The sequence below is a fragment of the Streptomyces sp. NPDC058198 genome (genome assembly GCF_042882605.1).
In the GTDB taxonomy this organism is placed as follows: domain Bacteria; phylum Actinomycetota; class Actinomycetes; order Streptomycetales; family Streptomycetaceae; genus Streptomyces.
In genome coordinates, this window is record NZ_JBHVVP010000001.1 from 702,210 (window position 1) to 719,069 (window position 16,860).

General features: G+C 67.0%; 14 protein-coding genes. All 14 read left to right on the forward strand.

From position 1 onward, the window contains the following. Window positions 1-78: 78 nt before the first annotated feature. The 14 genes from mtnA to ACFVWW_RS03190 all read left to right on the forward strand — a co-directional run bounded on the left by mtnA (window position 79) and on the right by ACFVWW_RS03190 (window position 16,852). A complete protein-coding gene (mtnA, locus tag ACFVWW_RS03125; protein ID WP_386875599.1) occupies window positions 79-1,644 on the forward strand; it encodes an S-methyl-5-thioribose-1-phosphate isomerase in 1,566 nt (521 codons plus the stop codon). Then, the gene (gene mtnB, locus ACFVWW_RS03130; RefSeq protein WP_386875601.1) at window positions 1,641-2,288 is read left to right on the forward strand and encodes a methylthioribulose 1-phosphate dehydratase; all 648 of its coding nucleotides are present in this window, start codon (window positions 1,641-1,643) and stop codon (window positions 2,286-2,288) included. The genes mtnA and mtnB overlap by 4 nt, the downstream gene beginning before the upstream one ends. Before the next feature lie 24 nt (window positions 2,289-2,312). Further along, the gene (locus ACFVWW_RS03135) at window positions 2,313-2,891 is read left to right on the forward strand and encodes an acireductone dioxygenase (RefSeq protein WP_386875603.1); all 579 of its coding nucleotides are present in this window, start codon (window positions 2,313-2,315) and stop codon (window positions 2,889-2,891) included. Then, window positions 2,888-3,601, forward strand: coding sequence for an acireductone synthase (gene mtnC / locus ACFVWW_RS03140; RefSeq protein WP_386875605.1), 714 nt, complete (start codon window positions 2,888-2,890; stop codon window positions 3,599-3,601). Before ACFVWW_RS03135 ends, mtnC begins: the two co-directional genes overlap by 4 nt. Further along, the gene (locus tag ACFVWW_RS03145; RefSeq protein ID WP_386875607.1) at window positions 3,598-4,416 is read left to right on the forward strand and encodes an S-methyl-5'-thioadenosine phosphorylase; all 819 of its coding nucleotides are present in this window, start codon (window positions 3,598-3,600) and stop codon (window positions 4,414-4,416) included. Before mtnC ends, ACFVWW_RS03145 begins: the two co-directional genes overlap by 4 nt. Before the next feature lie 831 nt (window positions 4,417-5,247). Next, on the forward strand, window positions 5,248-8,292 hold the full coding sequence (locus tag ACFVWW_RS03150; RefSeq protein ID WP_386875609.1) for an amino acid adenylation domain-containing protein: 3,045 nt from the start codon (window positions 5,248-5,250) through the stop codon (window positions 8,290-8,292). Between the two features lie 7 nt (window positions 8,293-8,299). Then, complete coding sequence (locus tag ACFVWW_RS03155) at window positions 8,300-9,085, forward strand: leucyl/phenylalanyl-tRNA--protein transferase (protein ID WP_389679145.1); 786 nt, start codon at window positions 8,300-8,302, stop codon at window positions 9,083-9,085. Window positions 9,086-9,122: 37 nt separating this feature from the next. Continuing rightward, window positions 9,123-9,896 (forward strand): N-acetyltransferase, encoded by a 774-nt coding sequence (locus ACFVWW_RS03160; protein ID WP_386875612.1) that lies wholly within the window; start codon window positions 9,123-9,125, stop codon window positions 9,894-9,896. Window positions 9,897-9,982: 86 nt separating this feature from the next. After that, window positions 9,983-11,035, forward strand: coding sequence for a methyltransferase (locus ACFVWW_RS03165; protein ID WP_386875614.1), 1,053 nt, complete (start codon window positions 9,983-9,985; stop codon window positions 11,033-11,035). A gap of 59 nt (window positions 11,036-11,094) precedes the next feature. Then, the gene (locus tag ACFVWW_RS03170) at window positions 11,095-12,810 is read left to right on the forward strand and encodes an acyl-CoA dehydrogenase family protein (RefSeq protein WP_386875616.1); all 1,716 of its coding nucleotides are present in this window, start codon (window positions 11,095-11,097) and stop codon (window positions 12,808-12,810) included. Window positions 12,811-12,835: 25 nt separating this feature from the next. Next, a complete protein-coding gene (locus ACFVWW_RS03175; RefSeq protein WP_386875618.1) occupies window positions 12,836-13,501 on the forward strand; it encodes a hypothetical protein in 666 nt (221 codons plus the stop codon). A 335-nt stretch (window positions 13,502-13,836) separates the two neighbouring features. Beyond that, complete coding sequence (locus ACFVWW_RS03180; RefSeq protein ID WP_386875620.1) at window positions 13,837-14,799, forward strand: cytochrome P450; 963 nt, start codon at window positions 13,837-13,839, stop codon at window positions 14,797-14,799. A 120-nt stretch (window positions 14,800-14,919) separates the two neighbouring features. Continuing rightward, window positions 14,920-15,504: a pyridoxamine 5'-phosphate oxidase family protein gene (locus ACFVWW_RS03185; protein ID WP_386875622.1), complete on the forward strand. Its 585-nt coding sequence runs from the start codon at window positions 14,920-14,922 to the stop codon at window positions 15,502-15,504. Window positions 15,505-15,565: 61 nt separating this feature from the next. Further along, a complete protein-coding gene (locus ACFVWW_RS03190; RefSeq protein ID WP_386875623.1) occupies window positions 15,566-16,852 on the forward strand; it encodes an MFS transporter in 1,287 nt (428 codons plus the stop codon). The last annotated feature ends 8 nt before the right edge of the window (window positions 16,853-16,860 follow it).

Here is a 16,860-nt window from a genome sequence, read left to right on the forward strand (position 1 = left end):
AACACCATCCCGACCGGCCGGTCGACCCTCGTGCCGTGCCCCGCCGCCGTCGCGGCCCCCTAGAAGGTGAGGATGTGCATGGGCACATCAATTGACCAGAACCGTGGCTTCTCTCTGTACTGGCAGGAGAACGCCATCATGGCAGTGGACCAACGCGCGCTCCCGCACGCGTTCGAGCTGTTGCGGCTGGAGAGCGTCGACGCACTGATCGCCGCGGTACAGGCGCTCGCCGTGCGAGGGGCTCCCGCGATCGGCCTCGCGGGCGCCTTAGGAATCGCCCTCTCGGCCCAGGCCCATCAGGCGGGGGGCACGGTGGACGAAACCGCGGTGCGAGCTGACGCCGCTCGCCTGGCCGCCGCCAGGCCGACGGCCGTCAACCTCGCCTGGGGGGTGGGCCGGGCCCTTGAGAAGCTGCCGAACGGCCCCCATGCGGTGCTCGACGAGGCGATGAGGATGGTGGCCGAGGACGCGGCGGTCAACTCCGCACTCGTCGCACGCACCGCGGAACTGGTCGAGTCGCTCGTACCGGACAGGCCGCTCAGCCTGTTGACCCACTGCAACACGGGCCGGCTCGCCACAGCCGCCGTGGGGACCGCGCTGGGAACCATCCTTGAGCTCGCCCGCCGCGGACGTGTGAAGGAGGTGCTGGTCGATGAAACCCGCCCTCTGCTCCAGGGCTCCCGGCTCACCGCCTGGGAGCTCGGCGAGGCCGAGGTGCCCTACCGGATCTGCGTCGACTCGGCGGCCGCCGCCGCGATGTCGCGGGGGTTGGTCGACTGCGTCCTGGTCGGAGCGGACCGCATCGCCGCCAATGGCGACGCTGCCAACAAGATAGGTACCTACGGACTCGCGGTCGCCGCGGCCCGGCACAGGATTCCCTTCATCGTTGTCGCGCCGGAGTCCACCTGGGACAAGGCTCTGCCCGACGGCAACGCGATCGAGGTCGAAGAACGCGACGCCGCAGAGGTCATCGGCTTCGCGGGAGCCGCGGCAGCGCCTGCGGACGCCGGTGTCTTCAACCCCGCGTTCGACGTGACTCCGGGAGAGCTGATCACGGCGATCGTGACTGAAGACCGCGTAGTGCGTCCGGGCCACGGTTCCCGACCGCGGAACGCCGAGGTGCTCCGGACCCGCATCGGCGGACTACTGGAGGCGTTTCCCGACTATCCCAAGGCCGGTGTCGTCTACCAAGACCTCTCCGCGCTCTACACGGAGCCCGGTCTGCTGAACGATGTCTACGAACAGGTGCGGGAACACTTCTCCGGCGAGTTCGACCGGATCGTCGCCGTGGAGTCCCGAGGGTTCATCCTGGGCGCGGTCCTGGCGGCTCGCGCCGGGATCCCGCTGACTCTCGCACGCAAGGCGGGCAAGCTCCCCGGCCAGGTTAACTCGGTCGACTACTCACTGGAATACGGTGACGATCGCCTCGAAATCCGCCAAGGTGCCGTGGCGCCGGGTGACCGAGTGCTGTGCGTGGACGACGTCCTCGCCACCGGCGGCACCCTGCTCGCGGCAGCTGAACTGGTCGAGGCAGCCCAGGCCAAGGTCGCCGGCCTGGTCACCCTCGTCGCGCTCTCCGGTCTGCCCGGACCCGAACGGCTGGAACGCTACGAGCTCCTCTCCCTGTGCGAGGTGGCGGCATGACGAACCTCGACAAGCGGACCGAACTCACCACCGCGGGCACCCTCGCGAGCTTCTCCCGAGACCTGTACCAACGCGGCTGGATGCCCGGCACCTCGGGCAATCTCTCCGTACGCCTCTCGGCCGACCGCGGAGAAGCGGCCCTGATCACGGCCAGCGGGCGCGACAAGGGCAGCCTCACCGACGGCGATATGGTCGCCGTGCACGCCAGGACCGGTGACGTCCTGGTCCCCGGGCCGCTGAAAGCCTCGGCGGAGACCTCGATCCACGCGGCGGTCTACGCGGCGACGGATGCCAGAGCGGTCATCCACGTTCACTCGCCCTACGCAACGGTCATGGCCTGCCGCACCGGCGAACCCGACCGTACCGCCTCCCTGCGGCTGGAACGGTTCGAGCTGCTCAAGGGACTCGGTCTCGACGACCCCTCACGCACTGAGGTCCCGGTCTTCCGCAACTGGCCTCACGTACAGACGATCGCCGACGAGGTGGACGAGCATCTTGGCGCCCACCCCGACGCCGCCCCGGGACTGCTGATCGCCGACCACGGCATCACCACGTGGGGCAAGGACCTCGCCCAGGCACGCAATCGGCTGGAGTGCTTCGAAGCCATCTGCCAACTGCTCGTGCTCGACGCCATGGACAGCTGATCCACTCGAAAAGAACGGGGAACCATGACACTGCTACAGGTAATGCCGCAGGACGCGCCCCAGGACGTACTGCTGCGCACCAGGGACGATGCCCGTATCGCTGCCCTGCTGAAGGAGCTCGGTGTCGAGTACGGGCACTGGGAGCTGCGCGCCACGGTGACCGCGGACACCACACAGGAAGAGCTGCTGGACAGCTACAGAGCTGAGATCGACGCCCTGCGCGCCCGCGACGGCCTCATCGTGGTCGACGTGGCGCAGCTTCACCCCGCACCGGGACCGGAGTGGGAGGAGCGCGCCGCGAAGGCCCGTTCCACCTTCCTGGAGGAGCACCGCCACGCCGAGGACGAAGTGCGTTTCTTCGCCCACGGAACCGGCTGCTTCTACCTCCACATCGAAGAGAAGGTCTACGCCGTCGTGTGCGAGGCGGGCGATCTGCTCTCCGTACCGGCCGGCACCCTCCACTGGTTCGACATGGGCCCCAGGCCGGAGTTCGCGGCCATCCGCTTCTTCAAGGAAGAGGACGGCTGGGTGGGCGACTTCACCGAGGATCCCATCGCTCAGGGCTTCCCGCGCCTGGACGCCCTCCTGGCAGGGGATCAGTGAATCCTCAGGCGGTTGTCCTCGACATCGAGGGAACGGTCGGCTCGGCCAGGCACGTCCACGACGTTCTCTTCCCCTACGCCCGGGAACGGTTGCCGCAGTGGTTCGCCGAACATCGCGGCACGGAGCGGGCAGAACGATTGCTCGCGGAAGTCAGACAAGACCTCGGGACCGAGGAATTGGACGAAGCCTGCGCGGTCGCGGTCCTGACGGCCTGGACCGACGAGGATGTCAAGGCGCCTCCGCTGAAGAGGATTCAGGGATGGATCTGGGCGGCCGGCTATGCGGATGGCTCCCTCAAGGGACATGTCTACGTGGAGGTCCCCCACGTACTGCGCCGCTGGGCCGAGTCCGGCGCCTCGCTCTACATCTACTCCTCCGGCTCGGTCGCGGCACAGGTGAACTGGTTCGCCCACACCGCGTACGGCGATCTCACATCACTGCTGCGCGGCTACTTCGACCTGACCACCGCTGGAAGCAAGAAGTCCGCCGCTTCGTACCGGCGCATCTCAGAAACGATCCGCGTACCGGCGGACGCAACGCTGTTCGTCAGTGATTCGGCGGCGGAGCTCGACGCCGCGACCGAGGCGGGCTGGCGCACGGTCGGCGTGCGCCGGCAGGACGATCCGCGTACCTGTCCCATGACCCGGCACCTGACGGTCCGTTCGCTCGACGAACAGGAACTGGCCCAGTTGATGAAAGGAACGGAATGAGGGCGACCAAGGAAGGGAACCGGGCGGACATTGGCGTCGTCGGAGGAAGCGGCTTCTATGAGCTCCTCACCGACGCCGAGCAGGTGATGGTCGAAACGCCCTACGGAGAGCCATCCGATCTTGTGTCCGTGGGAAACGTCGGGGGCCGGCGTGTGGCCTTCCTGCCGAGACATGGCCGGCGGCACACGTACGCACCGCACACGATCAACTATCGGGCGAACGTATGGGCCCTGCGCTCGCTCGGCGTTCGCCGCGTACTGGCACCCTGCGCCGTCGGCTCGCTGCGGAGAGAACTGGGTCCTGGCGCGCTCGTCGTTCCCGACCAACTGGTCGACCGGACCAGCGGCCGGGTGCAGACCTTCTACGAGGAGGGCGCCGTCCATGTGTCCTTCGCCGACCCGTACTGCGGGCAGGGGCGTACGGCCGTCCTGAAGGCTGCCGCGGGTGCGGGGACCGATGCTCACGACGGCGGAACCATGGTGGTCGTCGAAGGACCGCGGTTCTCGACCCGCGCCGAATCCCAGTGGTTCGCCGCGGCCGGATGGAGCCTGGTGAATATGACCGGGCACCCCGAGGCCGTGCTCGCCCGAGAACTGGGGCTCTGCTACACATCCGTCGCCCTGGTGACCGACGTCGATGCGGGCATCGACGCGGACGACAGCGTTTCCCAGGAGGACGTCTTCAAGGTCTTCGGCGAGAACACCGAGCGCCTGCGCGGTGTGATTCTGGAGGCGGTGAAGCTGCTTCCGGAGCGGCGTGAGTGCTCCTGTGCCCACGTGTTGGACGGGATTCCCCTGCCGTTCGATCTGCCCTGACGACGACGCATTGGAACCCACTGCTCACCAAGGGAGGAGATAGGGGGCGCTGCCCGTCCCCCAATAGCCGCCATCGCGGCTCCTGTTCGCGGTCTCCACGCCGTCGAGGACGGCGTGGAAGGCACCGTATGCGGCTCCGTGCAGGCTCCGCCGGAGCCTCGCTTTGGTATGCGTGCGTGGACTCCACAGCGTCGCCGCATCGCCCTTCACCAGGGAAAACATCGATTTCTATGGCGATCCTCACGTGTCAGGAACAGAAGATCGTGACCTTGTTGACAACCCTGGCCGGGTAAGGTTGTCTCTAACGGGAAAAGGATCACCAAAAAAATCCAAAAGCCGCCGGATCGACTCGATGCGATCACCGGAACGTAAGCGCAACCAGACGTTCCTGGGGCCCAAGACCGTTGAGATCGAAGAGTTTCCGTTTGCGGGTCTGTGCAACCAGGACGCCGGCCGCCAGTCGGAGCATGGCTGTCGGCAGGCACACCACGATCCTGACGCTCGCGCCATACATCAATCCATCCGGGGGGATCTAAAAGCCGTGTGTGAATAACTGCCCTGAATTCACGATGCGGCTTCGGCGAGCTCGGGAAGAGCCCCGGATGTCGATCACTTGAGCTGACGAATCGGCGTCATCGGCCTGTCCGATTTCAGATTGGACAGATGGCCGGCACACGCCGCCGGAGCAGGACCGGTTGTCGAGCGCTGCCCACCTCGCGGGCGGCCTGACCGTGCTCCGCCACACCGACATTAGCCACGTGAAACAGCCATGCCCGTTGGGCTGCTGACGCTTGACCAGATCCGCCCGTGCTACTGAATCGAGGGGGACCAATGGGAAACGACGGCAAGACGTTAGTCCACGAGCGCTTCGCTCTCCGTGCTGCCATGCAGCCGGACATGATCGCGGTGGAACAGGGCGATCATCGGATCACCTACGCCGAACTCGACCGGAACGCCGACCAGTTGGCCCGGCGCCTGGGAGCCTGCGGCATCGGCAAGGGCTCGGTGGTCATGGTCCAGCTGGAGCGCTCGATCGACCTGATCGTGTCGATGCTCGCCACCTTGAAGGCAGGTGCGACCTACCTTCCGGTTGAGCCGGGTGTGCCGGACCACCGCGTGGCGACGTTCCTCAAGGAGACCGAGTGCGCGGCCGTCCTCACCGGCCCCGGCAGTCTGGATCGCTTCGACGGACAAGGCCTGCCGGTTCTGAACGTCAGCGCGGACCGAGGAACGTCCCCGACAAGCCCTGCCGGCGCTCCGGAGACGACAGTCGACGGGACGGACTTCGCCTACATCATCTACACATCCGGATCGACCGGCACTCCGAAGGGAGTCAAGGTCGACCACGCGTCGCTCGGTTACCTCTTCGACGAAATCAACGAGCGCTACGCAATCGGTCCGGAAGACCGGGTGCTGCAGTTCGCGGCCATTACGTTCGACACCTCCATCGAGCAGATCCTCGTCACCCTGCTGAACGGGGGGGCACTGATTCTCCCGGACCGCCTCTGGGCACCGAGCGAACTCGCCGGCGAGTTGATCAAACATCGTGTGACTGTCATGGACCTGACTCCTTCGTACTGGCGCGCCTTCCTGTCCGAGCTCGCCGGCCCGCGGACGGAGCTCCCCGTCCGGCTGACGATCGTGGGCGGCAGTGCCGTGCACGCGGACGACTGCCGAACTGCGCTGCGCCTCATGCCGAACTCGCGGCTGGTGAACGCATACGGACTCACCGAGACGACGATCACCTCCTGCACAATGGAGATCACACCGCAGGTACTGCCCGAGGGCGGGTCCGCCCCGGTCGGCCGGCCGCTGCCGCACACCGCCGTCCATGTCCTTGACGAGGACATGCGCCCTGTCGGGCCTGACCAGCACGGCGAGATCTATATTTCCGGGCGTGGCGTGGCGCGCGGCTACCTGTCGGAGAGCGCGACTCACTCACGGTTCCTGACAGATCCTCACGCGGAGCCGTCCGGTGCACGGATGTACCGCACCGGAGACCTCGGCGGCTGGACGCCCGACGGAAACCTCGAGATCGTGGGGCGCGCCGACCGGCAGATCAAGGTGCGCGGTTTCCGCGTCGAGCCCGGCGAGATCGAGGCGGCTCTCACCTCGCATGAGATTGTCGCGGACGCCGCGGTGAAGGCGTACAGCCGCCGAGGCGAGGTTGAGATCGCCGCGTACTACGTCACGGCTTCAGCCGATACCCACGTCCTCGGCTCACGAGCCCTGCGCGCCCATGCCGCCGACCGTCTGCCCAGCTATATGGTCCCGTCGGTGTTCGTCCAACTCGACAAGATGCCGGTGAAGACCAACGGCAAGGTGGACCTGGAGGCCCTGCCCGAGCCCGAGAACGGACCGGCGCCGGCATCCTCGGCCTCAGCGAGCGACCCGGAGCAGGCGGTGGGCCTGGTCGAACAGGCCGTGGGCGGGATCTGGCGCCAAGTGCTCGGCCTGGACCATGTGAAGCCAGACGGCAACTTCTTCGATCTGGGCGGCAACTCGATGCTGGCCGCCCAGCTCCTCGCGAAGGTGCGGGCTTCCCTCGGCATCATGATCACTCAGGTGCGTCCGTTGATCCGGCTGCTGCTCGACGACGCGACGCTCCGCGGCTTCGCGGCCGCGGTCGAGTCGGCCAGGGCAGGGACCTTCTCCGACGACCACGCGAAGACCGTGGACTTCGCCGCCGAATCCGTTCTGGACGTCCCTGTCCAGCGAACGCCGGCACATCCCGCCCTGTGGCAGAAGCCGGCCAACATCTTCCTCACCGGTGCCACCGGATTCCTCGGCATCTATCTGCTGCGCGAATTGCTGGCAACCACCGACGCGACCGTGCACTGTCTCGTACGGGCCGACGGTCACACCCACGCGATGGACCGCATCCAGGCGAACGCGCGGCACTACTTCAAGGACGACCTGGCCGAACACCGCGAGTCCGGACGGATCTCCGCCATCCCGGGAGATCTGGCCGAGGCGCGCCTGGGCCTCTCGGAAGAGGAGTTCGACCGAATCGCCAGCCTTGTCGACGTTATCCACCACCCCGGCGGCCTCGTCAACTTCATCTATCCCTACACACACATGCGTGCGGCCAACGTCGAGGGCACACGCGAGATTATTCGTATGGCCGCCCGATACCGCAACGCTCCTGTGCACTACACCTCAACCATGGCGGTGATCTCCGGATTCGGAACCGCGGGAGTCCGGCACGTCACCGAGCACACTCCGGCCGCCCACGTCGATCACCTGTCCGTCGGCTATGTCGAGAGCAAGTGGGTCGCCGAGGCACTGCTGCAGAACGCCGCGAAGGAAGGCCTTCCGGTAGCCATCTACCGGGCCGCCGACATCTCGGGCGACCGCGAGACCGGAGCCTGGAACACTGCGACGGAGATGTGTGCGATGAAGAGGTTCATCGTGGACACGGGCACCTCACCCATCGCCGAACTCCCCCTCGACTACACCCCGGTGGACTGTTTCGCGGCCGCGGTTGCGCACATCGCCGCGCGAGCACTGCCCATGGGCGAGGTCTACCACCTCACCAACCCGGGCAAGGCGAACGTCGCCGTCCTCACCGAGCGGCTGCGGGCGCACGGCCACACCATCCGCGACGTGTCCTGGAGCGAGTGGCTCGATGAAGTGGTCAAGATCGCGGTGGAACAGCCCGACCACCCCATGACGCCCTTCGCACCGCTCTTCATCGACCGGTGCTCCACGGGCGTGATGAGCGTGGCGGAAATGTACCTGGAGACGACCTTCCCGGTCTTCACCCGGGACAACGTCGATACCGCCCTGCGTGACAGCGGCATCGAGATCCCCGCGGTGGACCGCGAGATGCTCGATCGCTACATCCGGTATCTGACCGACATCGAATTCCTGTGAGCCGGACATGTTGATCGCGAGTCTGCCTCGGCCCAAGTCGGCCTGGGAATTCATGGACCTGACAGCCGCCCCCGTCGACGGGCCGGTCGCGTTCGGAGACGACCTTCGCCCCCAGAGTCTGCTCAGCGCCTATCGGCAGGGGTTGTATCCGTTCCCCGCCGACACCATCGAGCACCAGTTCCTCAACGAGATGCGTTACGAGCCCGAGGTGGCGGCAGGTCGGGTGAAGCTGCTCGCCGGCTCCAAGGAGCCCTACGCGGTCGCCTGGTGCTCACCGGACCCACGGCCGCTCATTCTCGTGGACCAGGCCCGCGTCCAGCGCAGCCTGCGCCGGCATCTGCGCAGCAAAACGAGCTGGACAACCACTGTCGACGTCTGCTTCGAGCGAGTCGCCTCCCAGTGCCGGGAGGGCCGCTCCGAGCGATGGCTTACCGACGAGCTGCTCGCCAGCATGTGCCGCCTGCACGAGTGCGGATACGCACACAGCGTGGAGGTCTGGGACGACGGTGAGCTCATCGGAGGCACCTTCGGCGTGCGGATCGGAGCAGTCTTCAGCGCCGACTCGCAGTTCACCCTGCGCAGCGGGGCGGGCAAAGTCGCCGTCGCCGAGCTGACACGACGGTTCGCGGAAGTCGGCGGTGTCGCCATCGACGTCCAGCACGACGGCGACCACGCGAGGCTGATCGGGGCGCGCCCCGTCCCCCGGTCGCGGTATTTCGAACTGCTTCGCACCCCTCACCAGGGCTCGACTCTCCCCACCGGCCCGAAGCCCGCCCGTCGACTCGCCGACTGACACCGACGCGGCACGACATCACTTCAGGAGATCTGCCATGCCCAGCAGCACTGTCGGCTCCGAACTGCACGTCACCAGTCTCGCCGAACGGCCCGAACTGGAATTGGCGATGCTGACGATGGAATCGTCCTGGCCGGCATACATCCGCCCCGATCCGACCTTGATCCACTGGGTATTCGAGCGGCACGCCCGACACCAGCTTGTGGTGTTCGACGACGAGAACACGGTCGTCGCCCGCGCGGCCAGCGTGCCACTCGCCTGGGACGGCGAGCCGGACACCCTGCCCGACACGGGCTGGGACGAGGCGCTTCGCCAGTGCATGAGTGACACCTACTCCGGTCACGAACTCAACACACTGTGCGCGATGGAGATCGCCGTGGTTCCCGGCCGCAAGGCACAGAACCTATCCGGACGGGCCCTGGAGGCCCTCAAGGACCATGGGCGGCGTATGGGCTACGGCGACATGGTGGCACCGGTGCGGCCCAGCCTCAAACACACCCGACCGCAGCTTTCGATGGGCGAATACGCCGAGCGTACGCGTCCTGACGGGCTGCCCGAAGACCCCTGGCTGCGTGTGCATGTACGTGCGGGCGGCCAGGTGCTGAAGGTCTGCCCGGTGTCGATGACGATCTCCGGCAGCCTGGCGCAGTGGCGCGACTGGACCGAGTTGCCGTTCGACACCAGCGGCCCCGTCGACGTGCCCGGCGCACTGAGTCCGGTCGTCGTGGACGTCGAGCACGATCACGCCGTCTACATCGAGCCCAACGTCTGGGTCCGGCACCGGCTCTCCGGTCGGCCCCAGGACGCCTGAACACCCAAACACCCGAGCACTCCGAACATCTCTTATCCCGGACCGACCCGGTCCCTTTGACGATCGACCACGGAGGACGAATCCCGATGACTGCGGTGTCGAAGAACCCTGCCGAGAAGGTGCGTCTGCGAGCTGCGCTGATCGAGCGGATCGGCGGATACATGACCGCCCATTCGATCGGTGTGGCGGCCGAGCTGGGGATAGCCGACCTGATCAAGGACGATGTGCGGGGCAGCGAAGAGCTGGCGGCCGAGAGCGGGACGCACGAGCCGTCGCTGCGGCGCCTGCTGCGCACACTGACGGCGGTCGGGCTCACCACCGAGCCCGAGCCGGGCCGCTTCGCGCTGACGGAGGTCGGCGCCCAGCTGCGCTCCGACTCTCCCGACTCCCTGCGCGCCTTCTCCCGGATGTTCTGCCACCCCATCCTCATGAACGCGTGGCAAGGCCTCGGCCACGCGGTCACCACCGGGGAGCGGGCGTTCGACCACGTGTACGGCAAGGACTTCTACAGCTACGTCGCCGACCAAGGCGAGGCCAACAGGCTGTTCAACGAGGCAATGAGTGAGGAGTCGAGGATCGCGGCGGCGCAGCTCGCGACCGGGTACGACTTCTCGCGCACCAAGAAGGTGGTGGATCTCGGCGGCGGCGACGGCACCCTCCTGGCGGCCATCCTGCCACTCCAGCCCCACCTCCAGGGGATCGTGTTCGACAGCCCCAGCGGCGTGGCCGAGGCACCCGAGGTCCTCCAGAAGGCGGGCATCTCGGACCGCTGCGAGGCGCGGCCGGGCGACTTCTTCCAGGACATCCCCACCGACGGCGACCTCTACATCATCAAGAGCGTCTTCCAGGACTGGAGCGATGAGGACTCCCGGGCCCTGCTCCGCTCCTGCCGGGCACAGATGCCTGAGTCCGCCACCCTCCTGATCGTGGGTTCCGTGCTCCCCGAGACGGCCTCCATGGATCAGCCGATCATGTTCTTCACCGATCTGAACATGCTCGTCAACACCGGTGGACGGGAGCGAACCGAGAGCGAGTTCCGGGCCATGCTCAAGGAGACGGGCTTCACCGTACGGTCCGTGCGGCTCGGTGCCGCAGGGCCGCTGTCCATCATCGAGGCCGTTCCCACGGCGGCCCAGTGACGGCGCCGAGCTTCGGTGCGGAGCTGTTCCTCGGACGGCTCCGCACCGGCCTCCTCAGCATGCCCGCCGGCGACCCGAGGCGTCTTGATGACGAGGACGAGCAGTTCCTCGCCCGTTTGCGGGAGTTCTGCGAGAAGAGAATCGATGGCCACCTCATCGAAACGGAGGACCGCATCCCGGACGAGGTGATCGAGGGGCTGAAGGACATCGGTGCCTTCTGCATCAAGATCCCACGGAAATACGGCGGGCTCGGCCTGTCCGGCCTCTGCTACCTCCGGGCGCTGATGATCGTCACCACCGTCCACTCGGCCCTGGGTGAACTGCTCGCGGCACACCAGGCCATCGGACTGCCGCAACCAGTCACACTGTTCGGCACCGACAAGCAAAAGCGCGAGTTCCTGCCGCGCTGCGTGCGCGAGATCTCCGCCTTTGCCCTCACCGAACCGGACATCGGCAATGACCCCTACCGGATGCACACCACCGCCGTCCCGGACAGGGCATCGGGCACGTACACGCTCAACGGCGTGAAGTTGTGGACGACCAACGGGGTCATCGCGGACCTGCTCGTGGTGATGGCGATGGTGCCGGCCTCGGACGACGGTCCCGGCGGGATGACCGTGTTCGTGGTGGAGGCCGACTCCGCCGGCGTGACGGTGGAGCACCGCAGCTCCTTCCTCGGTCTTCGCGGCCTTGAGAACGGTGTCATCCGCCTGCACGAGGTCGTCGTCCCGGCGGGCAACCGGATCGGTGACGAGGGCGCGGGCCTGGACATAGCCCTTGCGGCGCAGGACACCGGTCGGCTCTCGCTGCCGGCTGTGTGTGCCGCCGCCGCGAAGTGGAGCCTGAAGGTCGCCCGCGAGTGGGCCGGAGCTCGGGTTCAGTGGGGACGGCCGATCGGCGAGCAGGAGGCAGTCGGGGGCAAGCTGTCATTCATCGCGGCCACCGCGTTCGCGCTGGAGGCGATGGTCGAGGTCTCCGGACGCCTCGCGGACCTGGGCGGCAATGACACCAGGCTTGACGCCGAGCTGGCGAAGCTCTTCGCGTCGGAGCGGGCATGGCTGGTCGCCGACGAACTGGTGCAGATCCGGGGCGGCCGGGGATACGAGACGGCTCAGTCAGCGGTGGCCCGGGGCGAGCGTGGTGTTCCGGCAGAGCAACTTCTGCGCGATCTGAGGATCGGTCGGATCTTCGACGGCTCCACTGAGGCCTTGAGAACCTTCATCGCCGCGGCTGTGGTTGAACGCCACCGCGCTGAGGAAACGACGTCAGCAGCCGCCGACGGAGTGGATCGGCAGGATGCCGATGGCGACGACGCGGATCCGCTGGCCGGGCACAAGCGCTTCGTCGACCGGGCCGCGCGCCGACTGGCCCGGCTGGTCGGCGAGTTCACGGATCAACCCGACACCGAACTCGACAACCGCCAGCGCCACCTGGGCCGGATCGTCGAGATCGGAGCCGAGCTGTACGCCATGAGCGCGAGCTGGGTCTACGCGGAGGCCCTGACGGACCAGGGCGACGCACCGGCCCAACTCGCCGATGCCTTCTGCTCCCAGGCCGGGCGACGGGTCTCAGAGCTGTTCGAGCGGCTGACGAACAACACTGACGGCGTTGATCGCATGGTCGCCCGCCACGTGCTCGAAGCCCGCTTCACATGGCTGGAGGAAGGCGTTATCGACGGCTCCGTCGACGGCCCCTGGATCGCGGAACCGAAGCCCGGTCCGGCAACAGGTCCGAATCTGCGCCGCACCGTCCCGGCAGGCGGGCCCGCCGGCTGAAACCGACCACGGCAAGGAGCGTTCCATGGACGACAACGTCACCAACCTGATCAAGTCGGCGCAGCAGGAGATGGCCGAACAGCCGGCGGACAACCGATTCCTGGATCTGTTGGAAGCAGGCCGGCTGCCCAAGGAAATACTTGGCTCACTGGCCGGTGAGCTGTACCGCCTCGTGCTCAGCGACCGGCGCAGCTTCGCGCTGCTGGCGTGCCGCTTCCCGTCCCCGCCGGCCGGTGATCTCTTCCTCGCGATGGCGGACGGGGAAGGGCAGGCCCTTCGCCTGCTCCTGGACTTCGCCGCCGCGCTCGGCCTGGATGAACAGCAGCTGGCGGCCCACGAGCCGAGACCGCTCGCCCAGGCCTACCCGGCCTACCTGACGCAGACCGCGCTCTTCGGCACACGCAGCGACATGGCCCTTGCACTGCTCAGCAACGTAAAGGAGTCGGGACGTCAGTACGCCCGCACCGCCGACGCGCTGCGGTCCCAGTACGGGTTCAGTGAGGAGTCGGTCGAGCACTTCCTCTTCTTCGCGGACACACCGCAGGAGCTCCTGGACCAGGCAGCCGCCACGCTGAAGGAAGGCCTCTCCGCGGGCGACGCACCCGCCGATGCCCTGCGGACCGCGCGGATGGTCCATGCCTACGAGACCGCGTTCTGGAACTCCCTCACCAAGGACGTCATTTCCCACTGATGCCCTCCACCGGATCCCGCACGGCACCGCACCGAACTTCGTGAACCAGCTAGCGGCAAGGGGTACACATGATTGCTTTCAGCACGCCCTCCACCACGGCCCTCGACAGCTCGGGCGGCCGGTGCATGTACGAACAAGTCGACCGTCTGCGCGAGATGGGGCCCGCTGTCCCCGTCCAGTTGCCCGAAGGAGTCGGGGCCTGGTCGGTCACCCGGGGAGATGTTGTCAGGCTGCTGCTGACGCACCCGGGCGTTTCCCGGAACCTCAAGAAGAACGTACCGAGCTACGAGCCGGGGTCCGTGCCCTGGCTGTCCCCGTGGGTGGACGTGGATTCCATGGCCACCGCGGAGGGCAAGGACCACGCCCGGCTGCGCAAGCTGATCACGCCCGCGTTCACCCCCCGACGCGTCGAGGCGATGCGGTCACAGATCGAAGCCATCATCGCCCGGCTCCTCGACGAACTGGAGTCACGGCCGGGCGACGAAGCCGTGGACCTGCACGCAGTCTTCTCCTACCCTGTGCCGACCGAAATGATCTGCGAACTGTTCGGCGTGCCGGCCGACCAGCGAGCCCAGGTTCTGCGCCTGTTCGTGGCCGTCGGAGAGACCGACGTCAGCGAGGAGGAGTCGCTCGCGATCAACAATGACTTGGTCTCAACGATGCGCACCCTTATCGACACCAAGCGCCAGGATCCGGGGGATGACCTGACCAGTTTCCTCCTCGCGGCACGTGAGGAGGGCAACGACCCACTCACCGAACACGAGTTGATATCAACACTGCTCCTGATGCTCGGTGGGGGGAGTACGACCACCATCAACCTCATCGATCACACGGTGCGCGAACTCCTCGCCCATCCGGAACAACTGCGCACCCTGCGAGCCCAACCCGCCCGGTGGAACGACGCTATCGAGGAGTCACTGCGTGTCCACTGTCCGGTCATGCATCTGCCGATGCGATGGGCCATCGAAGACATCGACCTCGGCGAAGGGGTCGTCATCCGGGCCGGCGACGCCATTTTGATCTGCTACGGAGCCCATGGCCGCGACCCCGGCGTCCATGACGACCCGGGTGCCTTCGACATCGACCGAGCGGACAAGGACCACCTCGCCTTCGGGCTCGGCGCGCACTTCTGCCCCGGCTCACATCTCGCACGTCTTGAAGCCCGAGTGGCCCTGCCTGCGCTGTTCGACCGGTTCCCTCAGCTCGAACTCGCCATCAAGCCTGACGAGACCGATCCTGAGCACACCTTCATCGGAAACGGCATCACCGCGCTGCCCGTATTCCTTCGCCACACGTAGCCGCGTGCGGATGAACGTCCTGCGCCGGTCGCCCCTCAACGGGCTGACCGGCGCAGGTCACCTCCCGACGGCCCCGGAAGGTGGCGTCGCTCAGCCTGCCCGCAACCCCTGGAGATTCGGATGCCCGACAGTACCCACCCCTTGCCACCGCACGTCACCGCGGCGGACCTGGAGAGCATGGCCGACCGGACGCGGCGACTCCTCAACGAGGCGCGATACCTGAACCTGGCCACTGTGTCCCCGGGAGGCCGCCCATGGGTGGCGACACTGGAGTACGCCTGGCTCGACGAGCCGCTGCGCTTCCTGTTCGGCTCAGCGACCAGTTCCCAACACAGTCGCGACATCGCGTCCTCACCCCGGATCAGCGGATCGCTCTTTCTCAGTGGCGGCCATACGGGGTTGGACATCGCGGCGGTCGACGGCGCCCAGTTCACCGGGACGTGCTCGGAGATAGCCGCCACTGATCTGGACCGGTACCACTCCGTCTTCTACGAAGCCGTCCTCCCGGACGAGCGGGAGCGTGCGCAGTGGATGCTTCCGCAGTCGTCGCTGCGGGCGCCGGCTGAGCATCGGATCTACCTGATCGAAGTGGACCGGTGGTGGCTGATCGACACCCGGACCTGGGAACAGGACAGGATCGACCGGCGCATCGAGTTACCGGTCACTGATTTCCGCCGACGCGATGTCCTGTCCTCAAGCGTGTAGACCGCCGAACGCGGAGCTCTGAAATTTAGTGATGGTTCGTCAAGTATTACGACGGGCAGCTTTGGTCAACCAGCGCTCGGAACCCGCGCACGAGGTCCCCCGCCCGCCCCCGCCCCCACTCCCGAGGCACGCGGGAGCGCTTGTCGCCGGTTACGCGGTGTCTTCCTACGGAAACTATCTCAACCTCATCGCGCTGAGTCTGTTCACTTACGAGGTCACGGGCAGCGGGCTCGGTCTGGGACTGCTCATGGCTCTGCGGTTGTTCTCCGGCTTCCTGGCCGGACTGGCCGCCGGCGCGCTGGCGGCCAGGGTCGGCCGCAGGCGGTTGATGGTCCTCGCGGATGTCTGTCAGGCGGCGGCCATGGTGGTTCTCGCGCTGTGTGTCCGATCGGCCTCCGAAGGGTTGCTGGCCGCCGTCGTGATCGTGCTCGGAGCCGGAAACACCTTCTTCACTGTCGCTCTGCGCAGTGCGGTTCCGGTGATGGTGGGCTCCGAGGCACGGGTGCGCGCCAACGGCCGCCTGGCGACGGCGCGTTCCCTGGCCACCTTGGCCGGCTTCGCCTCCGCCGCACCCGTCATAGGGCTCGCGGGCCACGGCGCCGCATTCGCCGTGAACGCCGCCAGTTTCCTGGTGTCCGCGGCGGTGATACTCCTCCTGCGCCTCCCGATCGACGAAGACCGGACCGATGAAGCCACGTCCCTTCCGCAGGGGTCCGTGCAGCCGCACCACGTCGCCGTCCGGCGGATCTGGGCCGCGGTACCGGCGTTGCTGCTCGGCCTGATTCTGCTCAGAGGTGTCGACGCGCTGGCGTCGTCCTCCCACAACGTTGCGCTTCCCGTGGTGGCCGCTCTTCGCGCGCCGGAGAATCCGGCCGCGTTCATGACCCAGTTCTGGGCCTCCTGGGCAGTAGGCACCTTGGTGGCCCACCAGCTGTTGAAGGGCCGGCAGGCCTCCCGTATGGAGGGCCGATGGGGCGTCCGTGCGCTCGCGGGCGGTACCTGTGCCATGTCGCTGTGCTTCGTACTGGCCTTCACTGGCATTGCGACGCCCCTCCTGCTCATGGCCATCGTCTGCCTCGCGGGAATCGCGGATGGATTCACAGAGATCGTTTACACCTCGCGGCTCCAAGCAGCACCGGACCGGGAACGAAGTCGTCTGTTCGGCCTGTCCGCCACGGCGGAGACCTGCGGATTCGCTCTCGGCATGGTGGCCGCGGCAGCCGCGCTCGACCTGTGGACAGCACTCGCGGTCGTGGGTGTCTTCCACGGACTGGCCTTCTGCGGAGCGCTGGCACTACTCCTCACATCTCTCGCCGCCCGTCGCCAGGCAGGCCGAAAACTAGCATGACGAGAAGG

Excerpts from the sequence above, each read along its gene's own strand:
- ACFVWW_RS03165 (WP_386875614.1), top strand. The coding sequence starts at position 9,983 with ATGACTGCGGTGTCGAAGAACCCTGCCGAGAAGGTGCGTCTGCGAGCT.
- ACFVWW_RS03145 (WP_386875607.1), top strand. The coding sequence starts at position 3,598 with ATGAGGGCGACCAAGGAAGGGAACCGGGCGGACATTGGCGTCGTCGGA.
- ACFVWW_RS03185 (WP_386875622.1), top strand. The coding sequence starts at position 14,920 with ATGCCCGACAGTACCCACCCCTTGCCACCGCACGTCACCGCGGCGGAC.
- ACFVWW_RS03155 (WP_389679145.1), top strand. The coding sequence starts at position 8,300 with ATGTTGATCGCGAGTCTGCCTCGGCCCAAGTCGGCCTGGGAATTCATG.
- ACFVWW_RS03135 (WP_386875603.1), top strand. The coding sequence starts at position 2,313 with ATGACACTGCTACAGGTAATGCCGCAGGACGCGCCCCAGGACGTACTG.
- mtnB (WP_386875601.1), top strand. The coding sequence starts at position 1,641 with ATGACGAACCTCGACAAGCGGACCGAACTCACCACCGCGGGCACCCTC.
- ACFVWW_RS03180 (WP_386875620.1), top strand. The coding sequence starts at position 13,837 with ATGGCCACCGCGGAGGGCAAGGACCACGCCCGGCTGCGCAAGCTGATC.
- ACFVWW_RS03160 (WP_386875612.1), top strand. The coding sequence starts at position 9,123 with ATGCCCAGCAGCACTGTCGGCTCCGAACTGCACGTCACCAGTCTCGCC.
- ACFVWW_RS03175 (WP_386875618.1), top strand. The coding sequence starts at position 12,836 with ATGGACGACAACGTCACCAACCTGATCAAGTCGGCGCAGCAGGAGATG.
- ACFVWW_RS03150 (WP_386875609.1), top strand. The coding sequence starts at position 5,248 with ATGGGAAACGACGGCAAGACGTTAGTCCACGAGCGCTTCGCTCTCCGT.
- mtnA (WP_386875599.1), top strand. The coding sequence starts at position 79 with ATGGGCACATCAATTGACCAGAACCGTGGCTTCTCTCTGTACTGGCAG.
- ACFVWW_RS03170 (WP_386875616.1), top strand. The coding sequence starts at position 11,095 with ATGCCCGCCGGCGACCCGAGGCGTCTTGATGACGAGGACGAGCAGTTC.